The organism is Ruegeria sp. O11, assembly GCF_056535285.1.
This window is the reverse complement of record NZ_JBQERS010000001.1, coordinates 622,435-640,640: the sequence shown is the minus strand read 5'-3', so window position 1 is coordinate 640,640 and position 18,206 is coordinate 622,435. Positions and strand designations below refer to the sequence as shown.

The 18,206-nt window shown below is 54.4% G+C and carries 16 protein-coding genes, 1 tRNA gene and 1 pseudogene; 8 read left to right on the top strand and 10 right to left on the bottom strand.

The window, feature by feature from the left end; translation table 11 throughout:
- Nucleotides 1–69 precede the first annotated feature (69 nt).
- Together ACRZ91_RS03190 and ACRZ91_RS03185 are read right to left on the bottom strand one after the other, a co-directional pair.
- The gene (locus ACRZ91_RS03190; protein ID WP_480902560.1) at nucleotides 70–876 is read right to left on the bottom strand and encodes a DUF2059 domain-containing protein; all 807 of its coding nucleotides are present in this window, start codon (nucleotides 874–876) and stop codon (nucleotides 70–72) included.
- Complete coding sequence (locus ACRZ91_RS03185) at nucleotides 876–1,718, bottom strand: DUF2059 domain-containing protein (RefSeq protein WP_480872414.1); 843 nt, start codon at nucleotides 1,716–1,718, stop codon at nucleotides 876–878. The genes ACRZ91_RS03190 and ACRZ91_RS03185 overlap by 1 nt, the downstream gene beginning before the upstream one ends.
- Nucleotides 1,719–1,841: 123 nt before the next feature.
- On the opposite strand from ACRZ91_RS03185, the gene ACRZ91_RS03180 reads away from it, so the two are divergent.
- The 3 genes from ACRZ91_RS03180 to ACRZ91_RS03170 all read left to right on the top strand — a co-directional run bounded on the left by ACRZ91_RS03180 (nucleotide 1,842) and on the right by ACRZ91_RS03170 (nucleotide 3,895).
- Nucleotides 1,842–1,931: transfer RNA gene (locus ACRZ91_RS03180), tRNA-Ser, on the top strand.
- Between the two features lie 528 nt (nucleotides 1,932–2,459).
- Nucleotides 2,460–2,648 carry a HupE/UreJ family protein gene (locus tag ACRZ91_RS03175; RefSeq protein WP_480902558.1) on the top strand — a complete coding sequence of 63 codons (189 nt, stop codon included), beginning with the start codon at nucleotides 2,460–2,462 and terminating at the stop codon, nucleotides 2,646–2,648.
- Nucleotides 2,649–2,815: 167 nt separating this feature from the next.
- A complete protein-coding gene (locus ACRZ91_RS03170) occupies nucleotides 2,816–3,895 on the top strand; it encodes a hypothetical protein (RefSeq protein WP_480902556.1) in 1,080 nt (359 codons plus the stop codon).
- A gap of 372 nt (nucleotides 3,896–4,267) precedes the next feature.
- Here the strand turns inward: ACRZ91_RS03170 and ACRZ91_RS03165 are convergent, their stop codons facing one another.
- The 3 genes from ACRZ91_RS03165 to ACRZ91_RS03155 form a co-directional block, all read right to left on the bottom strand.
- Nucleotides 4,268–4,840 (bottom strand): TetR/AcrR family transcriptional regulator, encoded by a 573-nt coding sequence (locus ACRZ91_RS03165; RefSeq protein WP_170539636.1) that lies wholly within the window; start codon nucleotides 4,838–4,840, stop codon nucleotides 4,268–4,270.
- A complete protein-coding gene (locus tag ACRZ91_RS03160) occupies nucleotides 4,837–5,373 on the bottom strand; it encodes a dihydrofolate reductase family protein (RefSeq protein ID WP_480902553.1) in 537 nt (178 codons plus the stop codon). The genes ACRZ91_RS03165 and ACRZ91_RS03160 overlap by 4 nt, the downstream gene beginning before the upstream one ends.
- Nucleotides 5,374–5,445: 72 nt before the next feature.
- Nucleotides 5,446–6,318, bottom strand: a complete 873-nt coding sequence (locus ACRZ91_RS03155; protein WP_480902551.1) for a LysR substrate-binding domain-containing protein — start codon at nucleotides 6,316–6,318, stop codon at nucleotides 5,446–5,448.
- Nucleotides 6,319–6,425: 107 nt separating this feature from the next.
- Here ACRZ91_RS03155 and ACRZ91_RS03150 point away from each other — a divergent pair, with 107 nt between their 5' ends.
- Both ACRZ91_RS03150 and ACRZ91_RS03145 read left to right on the top strand, forming a co-directional pair.
- On the top strand, nucleotides 6,426–7,988 hold the full coding sequence (locus ACRZ91_RS03150) for a trimethylamine methyltransferase family protein (RefSeq protein ID WP_480902549.1): 1,563 nt from the start codon (nucleotides 6,426–6,428) through the stop codon (nucleotides 7,986–7,988).
- Nucleotides 7,989–8,000: 12 nt separating this feature from the next.
- Complete coding sequence (locus tag ACRZ91_RS03145) at nucleotides 8,001–9,092, top strand: aminomethyl transferase family protein (protein ID WP_480902547.1); 1,092 nt, start codon at nucleotides 8,001–8,003, stop codon at nucleotides 9,090–9,092.
- 236 nt (nucleotides 9,093–9,328) lie between these two features.
- On the opposite strand, the gene ACRZ91_RS03140 is transcribed toward ACRZ91_RS03145, so the two are convergent.
- From ACRZ91_RS03140 to ACRZ91_RS03120, 5 genes are read right to left on the bottom strand one after another with little or no spacing between them, the layout of a single operon-like run.
- Nucleotides 9,329–10,840 carry a class I adenylate-forming enzyme family protein gene (locus ACRZ91_RS03140; protein ID WP_480902544.1) on the bottom strand — a complete coding sequence of 504 codons (1,512 nt, stop codon included), beginning with the start codon at nucleotides 10,838–10,840 and terminating at the stop codon, nucleotides 9,329–9,331.
- Entirely contained in the window at nucleotides 10,837–12,258 is a 1,422-nt protein-coding gene (gene sauS, locus ACRZ91_RS03135; protein ID WP_480902542.1) for an acylating sulfoacetaldehyde dehydrogenase, read from the bottom strand. Before sauS ends, ACRZ91_RS03140 begins: the two co-directional genes overlap by 4 nt.
- Nucleotides 12,259–12,317: 59 nt before the next feature.
- A complete protein-coding gene (locus tag ACRZ91_RS03130) occupies nucleotides 12,318–13,277 on the bottom strand; it encodes a Bug family tripartite tricarboxylate transporter substrate binding protein (RefSeq protein WP_170539621.1) in 960 nt (319 codons plus the stop codon).
- A gap of 41 nt (nucleotides 13,278–13,318) precedes the next feature.
- On the bottom strand, nucleotides 13,319–13,774 hold the full coding sequence (locus ACRZ91_RS03125; RefSeq protein ID WP_170470138.1) for a tripartite tricarboxylate transporter TctB family protein: 456 nt from the start codon (nucleotides 13,772–13,774) through the stop codon (nucleotides 13,319–13,321).
- Entirely contained in the window at nucleotides 13,771–15,282 is a 1,512-nt protein-coding gene (locus ACRZ91_RS03120) for a tripartite tricarboxylate transporter permease (RefSeq protein WP_480902538.1), read from the bottom strand. The genes ACRZ91_RS03125 and ACRZ91_RS03120 overlap by 4 nt, the downstream gene beginning before the upstream one ends.
- 113 nt (nucleotides 15,283–15,395) lie before the next feature.
- Here ACRZ91_RS03120 and ACRZ91_RS03115 point away from each other — a divergent pair, with 113 nt between their 5' ends.
- The 3 genes and pseudogenes from ACRZ91_RS03115 to ACRZ91_RS03105 all read left to right on the top strand — a co-directional run bounded on the left by ACRZ91_RS03115 (nucleotide 15,396) and on the right by ACRZ91_RS03105 (nucleotide 18,017).
- Complete coding sequence (locus ACRZ91_RS03115; protein ID WP_480902536.1) at nucleotides 15,396–16,427, top strand: LacI family DNA-binding transcriptional regulator; 1,032 nt, start codon at nucleotides 15,396–15,398, stop codon at nucleotides 16,425–16,427.
- A gap of 102 nt (nucleotides 16,428–16,529) precedes the next feature.
- A pseudogene (locus ACRZ91_RS03110) lies at nucleotides 16,530–17,288 on the top strand (IS5 family transposase).
- Nucleotides 17,289–17,510: 222 nt separating this feature from the next.
- On the top strand, nucleotides 17,511–18,017 hold the full coding sequence (locus ACRZ91_RS03105) for a hypothetical protein (protein ID WP_480902533.1): 507 nt from the start codon (nucleotides 17,511–17,513) through the stop codon (nucleotides 18,015–18,017).
- Nucleotides 18,018–18,206: the final 189 nt, after the last annotated feature.

Genomic DNA, 18,206 nt, shown 5'->3' with positions numbered 1-18,206 from the left:
GGCGCGGAAAACCGGCCGGGATGCGCGCTTATCCAAGCATTGCCCGCTAAAGTCAACCCAAAACCGGGATCAAAGATCTGAGGCGCTCATTGCCTGCGCAACGGCCTGGCCAAGCTGGTATGAGATGCTGTTGAGCATCTCGTCAAAACTCTTGAACAAAGCCGCGTTTAGGGCGCGTCCGGCATCCGTGCGCGAAAAGGCAATGTTCTCGCGCAATTGCGTTTCACTCAAAGGCCGATAGGCTAAAAGAAGAAATGAGTACATCCATTCCGTCGTTTCTGCCTTGGTCTGCTCATGTTGGGACAGCAATTCATCCAACACGGATGCCTCATCCAATGACCCGTTCTGCTCCGAGGCGAGCCCACGGAAGAAACTGAAGTCTGCACTTATGGTTCCCCGGACATTCTGTTCGATTAAGTCGTTAACCTGCACGTACTCGTCCACCAGACGAAAAAACATGTCTTCACGATCACTCTCAAAATAGGCCGTTCGCGCCATCTGATCGATCGTATCATCCGCCAGAGCCTTCCGAGCTGAATTTTCAAGAGAAACAATGCTCTGCCCAAGATCGCTTTCGAAAAAGATCGAAGACTGTTCCAATTGTGCATTGGTCATTATGCGCCCAACCGATTGCGAAAGGCGTTCGTACATGGATGAAGGATCATACAATTCAGCAACCTGAGCCTGAAAATAGGACCCTCCCGCTCCGCCCAGCATCGACTCGTCAATCGAGAGCCCTTGGGCCAAGCCCTCTTCGCTTAGAATTTCCAGGAAATCCGACAAATGCATGGCCCGCATCAACCGTTCAGCCTGCTGATTGGCTGCCAAGGGCACTGCCCATACGACCAACAAGATCGCGGCAGCGAGAACGCGCATCAGATATCCTGCGCTGGACGAAGCTCGGCCATGCGGGCCGCCAAGACCTCGAATCGCATTGCCATGATCTCGTATTGGATTGCGTTCAACAGCTCATACACCTCTTGCATCAAAGGCTGTTCCAGAGCCTCGACATAGGCGTCGACATCATCATCCGAGAATTCCTGGTAGGTGTAAGCCGCACCGGCCAATGCAGACAGTTGCAGCGATCGACGCATATCGCCTTCGTTGCGGCGCATCATTTCACGCAGCTCATCCCCATTGAGTTGCAAGTCGATAATGCCAGACGCACTGGCCGCCATCAAAAACCGAACCTGAATCTCCTGCAGTGCACGTAAGGAAGTGCCGCTTGCATCTACCGCTCGGTTCATTCGTTTCAGGCTTTCGACGCGGGAAGATCCATTTTTGATGAGCTCGGACACAATTTCCTGCCCAGCAAGCTGCTTGGCATCGTCATCTTCATCCGAATGAGCTGCGTTTTCGGCAACGACAAGTCTTTGCCCCAGCGCGGATGCATAAAATGTCACAGCATGGTCCAACGCCTCGTCGCTGAGCGTCTGCTCAAGGATTGAAACAGCGGTATCGTACATGAGTTCTGTATCGAATACTTCTTCAGTCAGTCGCGTCCAATCTGAACCGAAACCGTCGGGGTCAATTCCCAGCATTTGCGGGGCCGAGGCAGACGCATGCGCGATACTTTCCAACGCAACGTCAAACCCTGTTGTGGTCAGAAATGCCTCAATCTGGTCTCGGCTGGCGGCAAGGGACTGCACCGTCATGGCACCTAGCGAAAGAAGCAGAATTATAACACTGATGGTAAACTGGCGTAGATGGTAGGTCATACCCATCAGCCTAGGAGTTTTCTTGTCTCAGGCAATGGAAAATCCAAGGATCATTAAATTCCGGAATTTTCCACTTGCGCCCCTGCCCGTTCACCACTAAATCCCCCCTTCACAGACCCCCGCGGAGAGGTGCCGGAGTGGTCGAACGGGGCGGTCTCGAAAACCGTTGTGGGTGCAAGCCCACCCAGGGTTCGAATCCCTGTCTCTCCGCCACTTTGCTAAGACTAGTACATGCCTTTGTCAGCGGCGCGAAGCGTCACTCGCTATTGGTGTACTATCCGTTAGACAACAACTGGGTCAGTAACCAGATATCTCAAAATAGTTTTAGAGTTTAAGCAAACATGTCTGCATAAGTCCGCGCCGCACAAAAATACAAAGACTGGGATGGGCTCGTAGCAGCCTCGGAACTCCTGAAGCATAGAACCCTGTCTCGTATTCCACGATCTATTCCCGGCCCATAAGAGGCATTCAGTGTGGTGCTCTTATTCTGCTGTGGTAGCCCCCGTTATCGCCATTCGCTACAAGTATAAAATGTAGCGCTGCGCGAACTAGCAGAGCGCGGGGTGAAACGGACCATACTTGGTGCTATCACCGCCTTTACCTTCGCGAATAGTATTACGCTGGCCTTGGCTTAATTGAATTTGATCCATGTCCCTTCCCCGCCGATGGAAGCTGTCATCGTTTTGTCAATCGTCATTCTTGTAGTTGAAATTGCAAAAATGCGATAGCGAGCACTTGCGTATGTCAGAGAGATGGCCGTGGATTGTCTCATTTTCTTATGGCCTTCTACACGGCCTGGGTTCTGCCAGTGCTCTGAATGAAATCGGGTTACCAGAGGGAGACAAATTTGTTGCTCGTTTGGGGTTCAACCTTGGTGTAGAAATCGGTCAAATCATGTCTGTTGCCGGGATCCTTTCACTGGCGAGTTGATCACGAAGCTTTCTCCGGCATTCGAACGGATCAAAGCAGAGAAACGGCAATTTCTAAACACGGCGACCATTTATCTGATAGGCTCAGTTTTGGCTGGTTGAACGTGTTGAGGGATTTTGGGGGTAGAACGGTTTCTTATGTCGAGTGCGGAGAAGCAAATCAATTGGATGCCACATCTTCCGCTGTTGATGGCCATTCTCTATCTGATTTTCTGTGTCGTGGCTTGGCCCCGGTCGCTGCACGCATGTTCGGTTTGCATCGAACTACCGGAAGCTTCTGTTGCGGACCATATTCTTTCGGCAGATTTCATCGTCCTCGCGAGACCTCAACCAGACAATCCTTTCAAGTTCGCACCAATTCAAGTGTGGAAAGAAAGTGATCGGAAAATTGGTAGACTACCTGAGATCCCGTTCCTGATCGACAGCGTGACAAGGCGCGCGCTGCAATCCGATCCCGACAAGACTGTGCTATTCACTTACGGCTCTATTGACCGGGATAGCGCTGGCCGCGCTATTTCCCGGCGTTGGACGCGAATTTTTCTGATGACGCCTGAAAGAGCCGAATTTGTGAATCGCTTGCGAGAGGCCGCAGCGTTCTGGCCTTCCACAAAATCCGTTAAACAGGAACGAATAGCCTTTTTGGCCAACTACCTGTCACACCCAGACCCGGTCTTGCGTAACGTCGCATTGATCGAGATACATCGGGCACCGTATCAACTCGTGCACCCCCTAAAAACCTCTGTTCAGACAAGCCAGCTTTTGGAAGAATTCGGCAGAATTGATCGCGTCAGTTACATACCGGTTTCCATCCGGCTACTGGGCCTGCAGACTGACGAAAAGGCCGCTGCGGTTGTTAGGTCCAACTTTGCGGAGGTTTTACGATCAAAAAGATCAAATGTGTATGAATGGGCACTTGCCGGGATCGAAGTCGATGGCATGAAAGCAATCCGCGCAATCGGAGAGGCACTCGGGCAATTCCATGTGCAACATGCAAGCATCAAGGAACTTGTTCGGGCATTGGCTGATGGCGGCACCGTTCATCCGGAATATAGACCATACATCATTGGTTTGTATTCGGAGGCCATGACTAATAACGCGTCTTTGGCTGCCCGCATCGCAACGACCATGCAAAACTGGCATTCAAAGGCATTAAACCATCAATTCGAAAGCCTTCTCCAAGGCGACGAAATTGATCCAGCAACGCGATTTGTTCTCGCTGCGATTGTGGATGCAAAATTCAAGGATTGATCGGAACTAAAATTGGTTTCTTGCCGAATTCTCACGCTCTGACTGTAGATCAATCAATGTCCTAACTTTATCGAATGTTTGATCTGTGTTCAGGAATGTGCCTCGCGGAAACGCGACAAATTCCGCACTATGCCCACGCTCGCAAGTACCGAAAACGGTCCTAAGGTGACATCCAACAGCAAGCTGAGATGCTGTGGTGGTATTCTGCTTTCTAGACATTCGCCTCCGGTGCAGAACATCCCCCACAGTGAATTCAACCAGCGAATAATTTCCCGAACCTGGAACACCCGCAAGTACCGAGATCTTATTGCGTAGATACTGATGTCTACGTCTTCAAAGGTGTTCTGGCGCACCGCACAGATGTTCTTCATCTTAGATCGCCTCGTTCATTCCGGCTGCTTGATTCAGAATCCAGTCAACACCGCGCAGAAAGTCGTCGATTGTGAGCGGATTGTTTTCTCCGCTGGATGCGGAGAGCACAAAGCCATGCGCATAGTCGATCAGAAGGTGAACAAGGACATCTCCGCCATCGCTATTCTTCAGCTGGTCCGTGCTGGTCTTCAATTCTACCGCGACACGGACAAGATCCTCGCTCATGAGTGTCACGTCGTTGAGGATCGCGCGCAGAAGTTTAGCGTTCTTCAACGCATACCCGTAGTAGGTCGCCAGTATGCTGCGGGCCCGTTTGATCGGAGGGTCGCCTTCAATGTCATCCAGGACACCCTCGAATGCAAGCTCAACCAGATCGCTCAAAAGCTGCTTCTTGCTACCTGCGTGATACGTGACTGCCATCGGGGTGACGCCCAGTTGTTCAGCCAACACACGAAATGACAGCCCTTCAACGCCGCCTTTCTGAACGATCGGCAGCGCCGTTCTGAGGATCAGTTGCTTTGAGAGCTTTTGCGACGACTTTACCGGCCGTCCGACTGAAACGACCTTGGTCACCGTTTCACCTTGTATTCAAGGTCCACCAGCCCCGAAGGGAAAGGTGTTGAGGACACCAGTTCCAGATCAATGTCCCTGTCGTTGGAACCAAAAATCCGGATGCCATCACCAAGAAGGATTGGGACGATGGTAATCTTCATGTCTTCGATAAGACCCGCCTCGATAAACGATCGAATAACCGCGCCACCATCGACATAGGCCCGTTGCAATCCGCGCTTCTGCAAAGAGGCGAATAGGACATTCGGCTCAAGCGTTGAAACCTCAACCCTGCTGCGCAGCTCCATGGGAACGTCTTCGACAGTCATAGTGCGGCTCATCACGATGCAGGGGATGGAGTATGGCCACTCCCCGAATCCCACAACCGTGCGAAACGATCCCGACCCCATGACGATCACATCCATCCGGCCCTGAAACTTTGCAAAGCCGTGATCTTCGTTATGCGTCGCTTGCTTGTTCAGCCAGTCAAGCGCGTGGTCGGGTCTTGCAACAAAACCATCGAGGCTCATGGCCATCATGATGTGCCCAGTTGTCATATCGGTGCCTCCGTAAGCCTTAATTTATACGGCGTATAAATTTCAAGCCGATGATGTTCAAGCCAAACGTGGTCAGGATTGGTTGGTCACCCATTCCGAGAAGGCGGCCACGGCCTCCGTCGCAACGGTGTTATGTGGCTGAATAAGAAAGTATCCGTAGTCGGGCAGTTCAATATCGGACAACCGGAACAGCCGTTGCGCCTCCAAATCAGCCGACACGAGGTCATCCATCAAGGCGATGCCCTGCCCGTCGATGACGGCTTGCACCCGGACATTGGGGTCAGGAACGATCAATACATCCTGCCGCGATTGCTGGGGCAGATGTGCCGCGGCCAGCCAATTGGACCAAGCGTTGCTGTCATCACGATCTCTGAGCAAGATGAGTTGTGATATGGAGGCATCTATTCCCGATTCTGCAACCATTCGGGCCGCTGAGGCATTCCCAACGGGATAGGGCGACATCGGCATGAAGCGGGTTACATTGCCGTGACTGAACTTACCGTTTCCCCATCTGATCGCCAGATCAACATCCTGCATCTCGTGATCAGAGAATTCGATCATCGGCTGAATGCGCAACTGCACATCCGGGTGGCGTTGCATGAACGTCATCAGGCGAGGAGAAAGCCAGCGCGCCGCGAAATAGGTGGACACGCCAACCGTCAGAGACCGTGAGATTTTCCCCTTCAATGCCAAAATACCGGATTCAATTTCTTCATACCTGGATTGGCAAGTCACCAGCAGCTTTAGCCCTTCATTCGTAAGCGTGACGCCGCGCGTCGTGCGCCGAAACAAGGCCATTCCCAAGTCAGTCTCAAGCGTCTTTATCTGATAGCTGATCGCGCCTTTGGTCATGTTCAGGGCCGTGGCAGCATCCGAGAAACTGGAATAGCGGGCAATCTCGGCAAACAGCCGCAGAAGGTCATGATGATGAAAGTGACGGGGCATACCCTCGTTGTATAAGAAATTTGAACGCTGAGACCAGAAAATTTCGATTTCCAATCACGCACCATTGGCCATTCTAAATCCGATACTGAAGAGCAGGAGTAACGCGTTTGGGTTCCTTGAACGCAACAACGGATACACCGCAACCAGCAGAGCGCCGCAGCCGATCCCGTCGCAGTCGGTCGTCGTGTCGAGGCACACTTGCGGCCAGCGCTCCGTTTGCGAAGCGAAAGATACCTGCATACGCGTTGCTGAGCGATGCGGCTTTGACGCGGATCGAAGAACAGTCGGACTGGATTCTGGGCAAGATCGGGATCGATTTTCGAGGCGACCAAGCAGCGTTAGAGATGTTTGCCACGTCAGGTGCCCACGTCGAAGGTGAACGCGTTCGGTTTGACCCGGGGCATGCACGCGACCTTTGCGCTACAGCACCGTCCGAGTTCAAACTGCACGGTCGGGACCCGACCAGAACCGTTACCCTCGGCGGCGACAATATTGTTCTGATGCCGGGATACGGGTCACCCTTTGTCAGCGATCTGACCAATGGTCGTCGGTACGCGACGCTCGAAGACTTCCGCAACTTTATCAAACTCGCATACAGCTCCCCAGCCCTGCATCATTCCGGTGGAACCGTAGTTGAGCCGACAGACATACCCGTGAACAAGCGGCATCTGGACATGTTGCTGGCGCACCTCACCCTGTCCACCAAACCCTTCATGGGGTCTGTCACCGCGCCAGACCGCGCACAGGACAGCATCGACATGGCGCGATTGGTCTTTGGGGGCGACGTTATGGAATACAACGCCGTGATGCAGGCCAATATCAACGTCAACTCTCCACTGGTTTTCGATGACACCATGTCGTCCGCGCTGCGCATCTATGCTGAAGCAAACCAATGTGTGTGTATCTCTCCGGCGATCTTTGCAGGTGCCATGGGGCCACTTTCGCCCGCAGCCGTTGCCGCGCAGACACTGGCTGAAGCAATGGTCGGCATCGCCTTGGCGCAGCTTGTCCGGCCCGGTTGCCCGGTTGTCATGGGGTCCTTTCACTCCAGCATGAATCTCCGCACAGGCGCTCTGACCTTCGGATCGGCAGAGGCGAACATGGTCACCATGGCGTTGTCGCAACTGGGGCGCAGACTTGGTGTCCCGGTGCGCTCGGGCGGCGGACAAATCACCGCGTCCAGCGCCCCGGACGGGCAAGCGATGCAGGACAGTACGGGGGCCATGTGGTCCACACTTCTATCCGGCGCACATCAGGTCTGGCATGCGGCGGGCTGGCTCGAAGGTGGGTTGGTCATGTCCTACGAGAAGTTCATCATGGACGTAGATCACTGCGGCGCGATGCTGAAACTTTTGCAGGGTTTTTACGTCGACGACGAGGCTTTCGGTCGAGATGCCTATCTCGAAACCGGACCGGGTGAGAATTTCCTCTCCACCAGCCACACGCTGCGTCACTACAAATCGGCGAATTTTGAACCGCAAATCCCGGATGCCGGCCCTTTCGAGACCTGGACGGAGAACGGCGCGCTCACGTCAGACCAACGCGCCACGGCGCGGTGGCGCCAAATGCTGGACGACTATCAACAGCCCGAAATGAACCCCGGTACAAAAGCCGCGCTTGATGACTTCGTGTCTGAACGCAAGGCAAGCATGCCGGACGAATGGTACTAGAAAGGAAGCCCCATGACCGAAGAGCTTAGCCGCACATCCGCCCTTGCATCGCGCCATACCGCGCTTGGCTCTGGGTTGGAGGACTGGAACGGCATGGGTACGGCTTGGACCTATAACTCCGATCCCAATGATGAGCACGATGCGGTCCGTGAACGGGCTGGTATGTTCGACATGTCTCCCCTGAAGAAAGTGTTCGTGCGCGGCCCCGAAGCCCAAGCGGTACTGGACCATCTGACCACGCGCGATCTGACCAAAGTTGGACCGGGTAAGGCTGCCTACCTCTGTGTTCTGACCGATGGAGGCGGGATCGCTGACGATGCGATCGTGTCGAACAATGGTGGCAATGAATGGATGATCGTGCACGGCTCCGGCGACACCATGGCGCTGCTGAAAGCGTCGGCGGCAGGGCGTGACGTTCAGATCGACTTTACTGACGATCTGCATGACCTTTCGGTGCAGGGCCCTGCCTCCTTGGAGATCCTGAACGCCCACACAGATATCGACTTGGCAGAGTTGGACTATTTCGAACACGCACTGGCGACGCTTTTTGGTTATCCGTGCCGCATCTCACGCACAGGCTATTCCGGCGAACGCGGTTACGAGATTTTTGCAGATGGGGCAGTGATTACGGATATCTGGGACAAGCTCGCGCAACAGGGTGTCATGCCCTGTTCCTTTACCGCTTTGGACAAGGTGCGTATCGAAGCCGGGCTGCTGTTTTACGGCTATGACATGACCGAGGAAAACACCCCATGGGAGGTTGGCTTAGGCTTTACCGTAAGCACAAACAAGGCCGACTATCGCGGAAAAGCTGCCGTCTCGGCAGCAAAGGGGGCCGAAAAAATAAGCAATGTTTGCCTGGAAATTGACCACACCAACATGGTTGTTGGCGGTGAAACGCTTTTGTTGGATGGCAAATCCGTCGGCGTGATCAACAGTCCCTGCTACTCACACCGGATGGAAAAGTCCCTTGCACTTGCGCATGTTGTTCCAGAACTGGCTGTTGGAACGACGCTCTCCGTCGCAGGCGAGGGTCTAAACACAAAAGCAAAGATCGCAAACTACCCCATCTACGATCCAACGAAGCTACGAACGCACGAATAAGGAGATCGTTGCGGGTTTCTGCAAAAACTGTTGGCGGCCCAAAGTGGACTTCAACGTTCCAAATATGATGCCGCGGTGCAGTCGTCCAAAGCCGCCTTTGGTGTGGCGCGCAGCATTTCAGCACCTCGATTGACGGTAGCCAAGCTCAAATAAGACCCTAAGCGACTCTGACGGTGCCGCTGCGCAGCATATGAAGTGCGAACATTGGATTTTCAAACACACAGCATCACAGATGTTTATTTCTTCAAGTCGTTGGCCTTCTCGCCAACGATCTCGAGTATTCTGTTTCTTTGAATCTTTCCCGACGGCCCTTTTGGAAGTTCCGGCAAGATATGAACTTCGTCGGGGGACTTAAAACGACCCAATTGAGCTTCACAAAGTTTCGAAAGGCCCAGCGACGTCACCTGGGACCCTTCACGAATTTTGACCGCTGCCTCGACGGTTTCGCCATAGCTTTTGCAGGGACGCGCAAATGCGGCGGCTTCAACAACATCGGGATGCGAATAAAGTGCTTCGTCAATCTCGCGCGGTGCAATGTTTTCGCCACCCTTGATGATCAGCTCCTTAAGCCGGCCAGTCACAAAAACGTAACCATCCTTATCCATGCGGGCGAGATCACCGGTTCGCAACCATCCGTCAGACGTAAACGTGCCCCTGGTTGCGTCTTGGTCGTTGAGGTACTCCAGCATTACATTTGGTCCGCGAATAACCAGTTCGCCCTCTGATCCGTGTGGAACAGGTCGCAGGTCGGCATCAACGATTGCCGCCTCGTTCCCGTATGGGATGCCGGGAGAGCCGATCTTGCGAACGGCTGGAGGCAATGGGTTGGACAGAATTTGCGCTGCTGTTTCCGTGAGACCCATAGTTTCCACGATGGGGATTTTGAACCGGTCCTCAAAGGCGCGCTGCACATCCGGAGCCAACGCTGACGACGCAGAACGACCGAAACGCACATTCTGGCGCGTTTGGGTGTCCGGGCAGGTATCCGAGTGCAGCAGGTGGGAAATGATGGTTGGAACCACAGAGAACCATGTCGCTTGGGACTTTCCAACATTGCCCCAGAATCGACTGGCCGAAAACCGATCGCACATGGCCAGCGATCCGCCCGAGACCAGTGTTCCCATGACCGTCACACAAAGACCGTTGATGTGATAGATCGGCAGAACGCAGAACCCACGGTCGGCTTCGGTCAAATCATGCGCCACGGTGGTTGTCCAGCCTCCGGCGAGCAGGCTGGAATGCGTGTGGACCACGCCCTTTGGACGCCCGGTCGTGCCGGATGTGTACATCAAAAGCGCGTGGTCGCCGGATGAGAGGTCATGCAAGTTGCCATCGGAACTCTGGGCATCTTCAACCCGCATCGCGGTGACCTCATCAGGATTGGCCGTGCGCGCGAACAAATCCATCTGTCCGGGATGGACGAAGCCATAACGCGCGCCGCTGTGTTCCAGCGCATAGGCCACGGCGCTGTCACCAGCGACAAGGTTAATCATCGTCGCCCGGAACCCGCCATACAGGACGCCGAAAAGGATCTCTAGCGCTTCACGGCAGTTAGGGTACAGGATCGCCACGCTTTCTCCTTTCTCCACACCCATGCCGGTTAACATAACTGCGATGCGGTGGGCCGTTTCGCGCAACTCACTCCAACTCAGCTCCGGTGCCCCATCCGGGAAAACAAAACCGGTTCCTCCCTGGCTTGCCCTGTAGTCTAACCATTCGCGAACAGTTCCCTTGGGCGGTTCCATCATTGTCCGGCCTCCGACCAGTAGTCACCGAAGATCTCTTCCAGCTCGGGTTCACGCGGGGATGTTTCTCGAACGATCTTGGTGGTCTGCACGAAATGCCGCCAATGCAGGTTGGTGTCGATTGAATTGCCGCCCCAGCTACCGCAGCCCATCGAAAGGGAAAAAGGCATTCCATTGGTGAAACTGCCGCCAGTGGCAAAGGTGTGCGGCTGATTTACGATGACCCGACAGGTTGGCAAATCATTACCCAATCCAATCGCACGCTCGTCGTCGCCAGTATGTATGCCAACCGAATGCCCGGCCCCCTGATGCACCAAAATGCTCGACGCTATGGCCTTGGCCGCCTCAAAATCTGCAGCATGATAGAGAGCTAGGACCCGACTGAGCTTTTCGCCTGACAAAGGATGATCCGGGCCGATTCCATCAGTCTCCACCGCCAGATATCTAGTCCCCTCAGGTACTTTGCCCGCCATCCCCAAGGCTTCGAGCATTTTGTCGGCGTCCTGCGCTATAGCCGATCGGTTGAGATGGCCATCGGGCCAAAGTCGCGCCACGATGTCACTTGCCTTAGAGGACGGCACCAAGGCACCGCCCTCGGCAGCCATTGCAGCCACGAACGCGTCATAGACTGCGTCCACCACGACCAGTGCGTTTTCAGAAGAGCAGGACGTCGCGTTGTCGAAACATTTTGAAGCCGTGATTTTAGCTGCCGCTGCCTGCAAATCAGCGGTCTCGTCCACAATCACGGTCACATTGCCGGCGCCAACCGCCACGGCTGGCGTTCCACAGGATTGCGCGCGGTGGACATTGTTCTGGCTGCCAGTGCAAATCACGCGATCAACAGTTTCCATCAACCGTTGTGTCTTGGCCTTGGATCCGGGCGCGGGGATCATCTGAACCAGATCGCGATCCAGCCCCAGCTTGTGGAATTCGGAATGGATGTAGTCAACCAACATTTCGCAGGACGCGACGCCTTTTGGCGACGGAGCCACCACGATAGAATTACCGCCTTTGAGAGCATTGATGATGTTGTTCGCGGGCGTTGCGGCAGGGTTGGTCGAGGGTACAACCGCGCCGATCACGCCGATTGGACGCGCAATTTCGGTAATACCTGTTTTCGGGTCGTCACTGATGACGCCGTGGGTTTTCACGTCGGCAATATCGCGCAGCAGGCCGAGTGTCTTCCGATGGTTCTTGGTGATCTTGTCCGACACGTTGCCCAGACCGGTGGTTTCAACCGCAGTTTCCGCCAGCGTCCGATTGCGCGTTGGTTCCATTATGGCCCATCCCGCTGCCAGTGCCGCTTTGTCGTATAGCGACTGACTTCCACCAGCTTCGAAATCCCTCTGCGCCTTGCGCGCTTGAGCTACGATACGATCTACTTCGGCTATTTCCGGCGAAATCCCGTCCTGAGCGTTCATCTTGGTCCTCGATATATTGTTCGGGGCGGACCAGCTCCGCCCCGCTGCGTCCGTCCGGCTTAGAGGCCGGCAAGCAACTCGTTCAGTGTCTGCTGACGCTGAGCCCACATCTCGATCACTTCATCACGTGTCATGATGTGCATAGGTGAACCGCCGGCCTCCATCTTTTTGGCAACGCGGGAATTGGCAAACATCTCGGGCACTGTTGCCGAGAGTTTCTCGATAACCTCGGGTGGAGTGCCTTTGGGCACCATCACGCCTCGGAAATTGACCGACGAGTTGTCGACGTCCAATCCCTGTTCCATCATCGTCGGCACGTCGGGCAGGAATGCGTTACGCTCGAGGTCAGCAACACCCAGAATTTTGACGTTGCCCGCTTCCTGCGCGCGGAACGCATCCGACAGGTTGTTGATACCACCCAACACTTCACCGGCGATCACGGCTTTCATGGCCGCGGCCCCGCCACCTTTGGTCGGGATGTAGGCCATCTTGGTTCCCGCTGCCTTGTCGATCTGCAAGGCTGCAATGTGGTGACCCACAAAAAGACCCGCGCCGGAAACGGTCAGCTTGCCTGGGTTTTCCTTGGCAAAGGCGACAACATCCTCCATCGAGTTAAACTCACTGTCCGCGCCAACGACAAATACAGCCGGATCAGCGCCCCAGTTCGCGATGGGTTCAAAGCTGTCGGTCGAATATTCCACCCCGCCTTTGATCGACTGAGCGATAAAATGGGGGACGTTGTAGGCTGCCAGAGTGTAGCCATCCGGATCAGCCTGGGTGGCAAACCAGTTCCAGCCCACACGGCCACCTGCCCCGGGTTTGTTGATAATGGCAATGGGCATTCCAAGCGCGTCTTCATTACCGGATGTCATGGTGACAATGCGCGCCTGAAAGTCGGTCGCGCCTCCCGCGCCGTAACTGACCATCATCATGATCGGCCGTTCGGGGTACTCCTCTGCCACTGCGGCTCCTGTCAGGCTCATGAAGGCCAATGCGGCCCCTGCAATCATTCGTCTCATTTGCGTTTCCTCCCTAATTTAGTTCCCCGCGCCCTGCGCGGTTAGAACAGAATCTCTCTTGGTGTGTAGACGTTCAGAAGCATGGCGAAGAGCCCGTACATCACCGCCAAAAAGACTGCCGTGATGACGCCGCGCTTAACCCAGGTTTTGGTTTCGGAATGTGGGGCTGGATCATAAATCGACAGCAGAACGAAAAATGCGATGGCCGTCGCTGTGTAGAAGCCCAACGACTTGGCCGCCCAGAACACGTAGATCAGTGTAATGATCAAACCCGGCAACATGTTCAGGAACATCGTGCGTGTTACGCCATTCCCGACCTTGGACAAGCCCATTACCGCTTTGCCAAATGTCCATCCGGCCAGAACCACGAAAACTGATGCGATAAGACGCGGGAATAGGAATGCCTCGGCCGGTTGCTGGGTATAGCTGACCCAGGTCACCCATAGACCCACGGCAAAGACCAGACCCGACCCGAATACGTGTTGCGAGCGGTTCATGCCTGCGCCTCCTCTTTCGTGGTGTAGCGACGGTGGCGCAGTTCCATCCAGACTGAGTAAGCGATTGAGGCCAGCACCACTGCAATCAGCAACAGGTTCAGTCCACCGGTCAGGAAATACGAAGCCTTGCCGACGGTCGCGTCGGCGATCATCCCGCCTTGAATAAAGTTGGCTTCGGCGATGGGGCCAAGGATCAGACCCAGCACCAGCGGTGCGGCAGAGAATCCGAAACGTTCCAGAAAGAACATGCCGATGCCAAGACAGGCCATGACATAAACATCGCCCATCGACCCCTGCACCGAATAGGCCCCGAATACAGACAGTGCCAGAACGATGGCTGCCATAACCGATTGCGGGACTTGGGCTACACGCGCTGCGAGACCGGCGACATAGAGGCCAAAGATGCACATCAAGACCTGCCCGATCAGCATCGAGTTAATGAAAGTCCAAGCCACGTCGGGATGGTTGTCAAACAGATCCGAACCTGGGAAAATCCCATGGATCAGCAATCCGCCCAGCAAAACAGCAGCCGTTGGGCTACCTGGGATCGACAGGGTCAGCAGCGGCACCAGAGACGGGCCCACCATCGCGTTATTGGCAGACTCTGCGGCGATTACGCCTTCGGAATGTCCTGTGCCGAACTTGTCTTTTTCAGACGAGAACTTTTTGGTCTGGTCATAAGCGACGAGCCCGGCGATCTGCCCTCCGACGCCGGGGATCAGGCCGATGATCGAGCCGGTCATCGTTCCGATGCTCAACGCGCGTGTGCGGCTAAAGAGTTCGCGGAAGGCTTCGAGGATAGAATGCCGTTGCACCTCGATGACTTCAGCACCGGTGTTGTGGCGACCCTTGGCGAACATTGTCAGCACCTGCGGTATCGCGAACAGGCCAATCAGCGCAGCGATGATATTGATGCCGCCGCCCAACGCAGGGTGAAAGATGAAGCGCTGCGCACCCATGATATCGTCAAAGCCAATTGTGGCCAGCCACAACCCGATACAGCCTGAGAGCAGACCTTTGACCACCGAGGCGGAATCCAGCGTCCCGATTACTGTTACGCCCAAAATAGCCAGCCAGAACAGATGTGACGGCCCGAAAGCCAAAGCCCACTTCGCCAACACCGGGGTCAGAAAGATCAGTAAAAGCACGCCAAAAATACCGCCCACGGCCGAGGCTAGAAACGACAATTGCAGCGCCCGCGCACCCTGACCCTGTTTGGCCATGGTATGCCCGTCCAAGGTCGTTGCGATATTTGCTGGCGCACCGGGAATCTTGAGCAAGATGGCGCTGACTGCACCACCTGCGACTGTTGAAGTGTAGGCGGCACCCAGCAGGATCAGGCCCTGCGCAGCCTCCAGCTGAAAGGTGAAAGGGATCAATAGTGCGACTGCCATTGTTGGCGACAAGCCCGGCGTCGCGCCCAGGATAAGCCCCCCAATCGTGCCGCCCAACAGCAGCATAAAGGACAGCGGCGTGAATACGTCTCCGAAGTAATAAATGAAGTCCATTCAGGGCCTCCCAACCCATCGGTTCACACTTTTACTTTTGTTGACAAATCAGGGTAGGCGATGAAAATAGTATTGCAAATGTTTTCATAAATTCGATCAAGTGAGAGAATATTATGTCTAACTTTCAAAAGGGTAAGGTGGATATTGTAGCGGTCGCAAAGGCCGCAAAAGTGTCACCGTCAACAGTGTCGCGCACGTTCAATCACCCGAATTTGGTCAACCCCGCGACTCGGAAAAAGATCAATCGGGCGGTGAAAAAGTTGGGGTATATCCGAAACCGTGCGGCGCAGACGATGCATGGCAAACGTTCCGGCACCATCGGCCTGGTCGTCCCCACGATCAACCACGCCATTTTTGCCGAAGTGATTCAGGCCTTCTCGGACTCAATCGACAATGCCGGATTCAGCCTGTTGCTGGCGTCGCATGGATATGACCTCGATCGGGAATACGCGATGGTCCGAAAATTTCTTGAACATCGTGTCGACGGAGTAGCGCTGGTTGGATTGGAACATTCTGACGCCACCGCCCGACTGATCGAACAGCAGAAAATACCCGCGCTCGCTCTATGGAATTTTTCGGAAGAATCCATCCTTCCGTGTGTGGGGGCCGACAATCGGCTGGCCGGGCGTCTTGCGACGGAACATCTACTGGGCTTGGGGCACCGTGACATTGGGCTGATATTTCCCCAAACCAATGGTAATGACCGCGCCCAACATCGGATATCTGCCGTGCATACAGCGCTTAACGAAATGGGTATTTCCGTTCCGAGTGAACATGAGTCTGAAGCCCCATATAGTGTGTCGCAAGCTAAGCAAGCAGCCCTGACCCTCTTGACGAAGCACTCTCGTCCTACGGCTCTGCTTTGCGGCAATGACGTCATTGCGCAAGGCGCATTGTTTGCAGCCCAAAGTCTTGGATTGAAGGTCCCCGATGACCTGTCGATCATCGGCATCGGAGATTTCAAAGGATCAGCGGATGTTGAGCCGGGCCTCACAACCATTCGCATCCCGGCAGAAAACATCGGCAAACTCGCTGGCGAGAGGTTCACCGACTACATTACCTCAGAACATCCAGAGCCTTTTAAAATCTGTTGCGAACTCGAATGTGTCGTTAGAGGAACGACAAGCCCGATGTCAGTATATTAACCTACTTGGACAGATTATTTCGCCAACTGAAATTGTTAGGCTCAGGAGCCATTGAATTCCGTTTGGTTGCGTGATTCACGGGTCGAAAAACGAGCGGTGAACATATGTGGTCTATTCTGGTTGAGCGACGCGCAGATGGCGCGGCTTGCACCTTTCTTTCCGAAGTCCCATGGCAAGCCCCGTGTTGACGATAAGCGTGTGCTGAGCGGGATTATCTTCATCAATCGCAATGGGTTAAGGTGGCGCGACGCACCCAAAGAATACGGGCCGCACAAGACATTGTACAATCGTTGGAAGCGATGGAGCGATAAGGGTATCTTTGCTGAGATGTTGATTGGTTTGGCCGCAGATCAAGGTGAAAAGAATACAGTCATGATCGACGCAACCTATCTCAAAGCCCATCGCACGGCGTCGAGCCTTGCGGTGAAAAAAGGGGACGTAGCCGTCTGATCGGGCGGACAAGGGGCGGGATGAACACCTAGCTTCACGCGATCTGTGACAGCACTGGATGACCGTTGAACTTCTTCATAACCGCCGGTCAGGTCAGTTGATTACATCGGCGCTTGAGCTCTCGTTTCCAGTCTACCAAAGGTCGATTGGCTGCTGGGTGATCGAGGCTATGACGCTGATTGGTTCAAAGAAGCATTGAAAGACAAAGGGATACGCGGCTGTATCCCCGGTCGAAAGCCACGCAAGACGGCAGTTCGATACGACAAGCGACGATACAAACGACGTAACCGGATCGAGATCATGTTCGGCAGGCTGAAGGACTGGCGGCGAGTTGCAACAAGATGCGACAGATGCCCGAAGGTCTTTCTGTCCGCAATCGCGCTCGCCGCGCTCGTTATTTATTGGCTATGAGTCCTGAGCCTAGTTGGACGCTTGAGTTTCCACCACAAACTTCCGAAACATGTTTTTATCTGATCAATCGACCGAATACGGCATGATGTTGCCACCGGATACCATGCCTATCAGCACAGTGTAGCTCAAACCCGGAATGTGCTGCAGATTCACGGGTTTTCCCCTTGGCGCTAGGGTAAATTCAACCCATGTCGGCGACACATTATTTGAAGGAGACCCCCTATGTCGCGTCTATTGTTAATTGTTGCCATCGCCATCATTGGCGGAGGGGCATACTATTTCGCCACAAAACCTGAACCAACACCGGCCGAACAGCTTCAATCGGCTGCCGAGGACGCATCCGACGCTGTTGGCGAGGCAGCCACAGCCATTCAAGAGGCTGCGAGCGATGCGGTTGAAGCGGCGACCGAGCAAGCGTCTTCGGTTGCAGATCAGGCAAGTGAAGCGGCGTCATCTGTCGCAGAACAAGCCAGCGATGCAGCTTCCGACGCCGGAGAGCAAGTTGCTGCGCTCACGGCGCAGGGGCAAGAGCTGTTTAATTCCTGGGTTCAACAGGGGATGCTGACTGCACAGAATTTTGACTATGACGCCATGGTCACATCGATCCAGGACAGCACTCTAACTGAGGATGTTAAATCCAAAGCTCTTACGATTCTCGACGAAATTAAAGCATCGCCCGAGCTGATCGTCGCCAAAATACAAGACCTGCGCAACTTGCTGACGCAGTAGTACGGCTCTTTGAACCAGCCCGGTTGGGGCTGGTTCAGCTAAGCTTGGGTACTTTGATTCCTTAGTGTTGCGATCGTGCAAAGTAATGCAGCAAACCCAAGAACGCTTAGTTCTGCAACACTGGGAAATACAATTTTAGATGTTTGTCAGAGTGTTACGTTGAAGTAGTTTCCACATTGTGTTGAACTT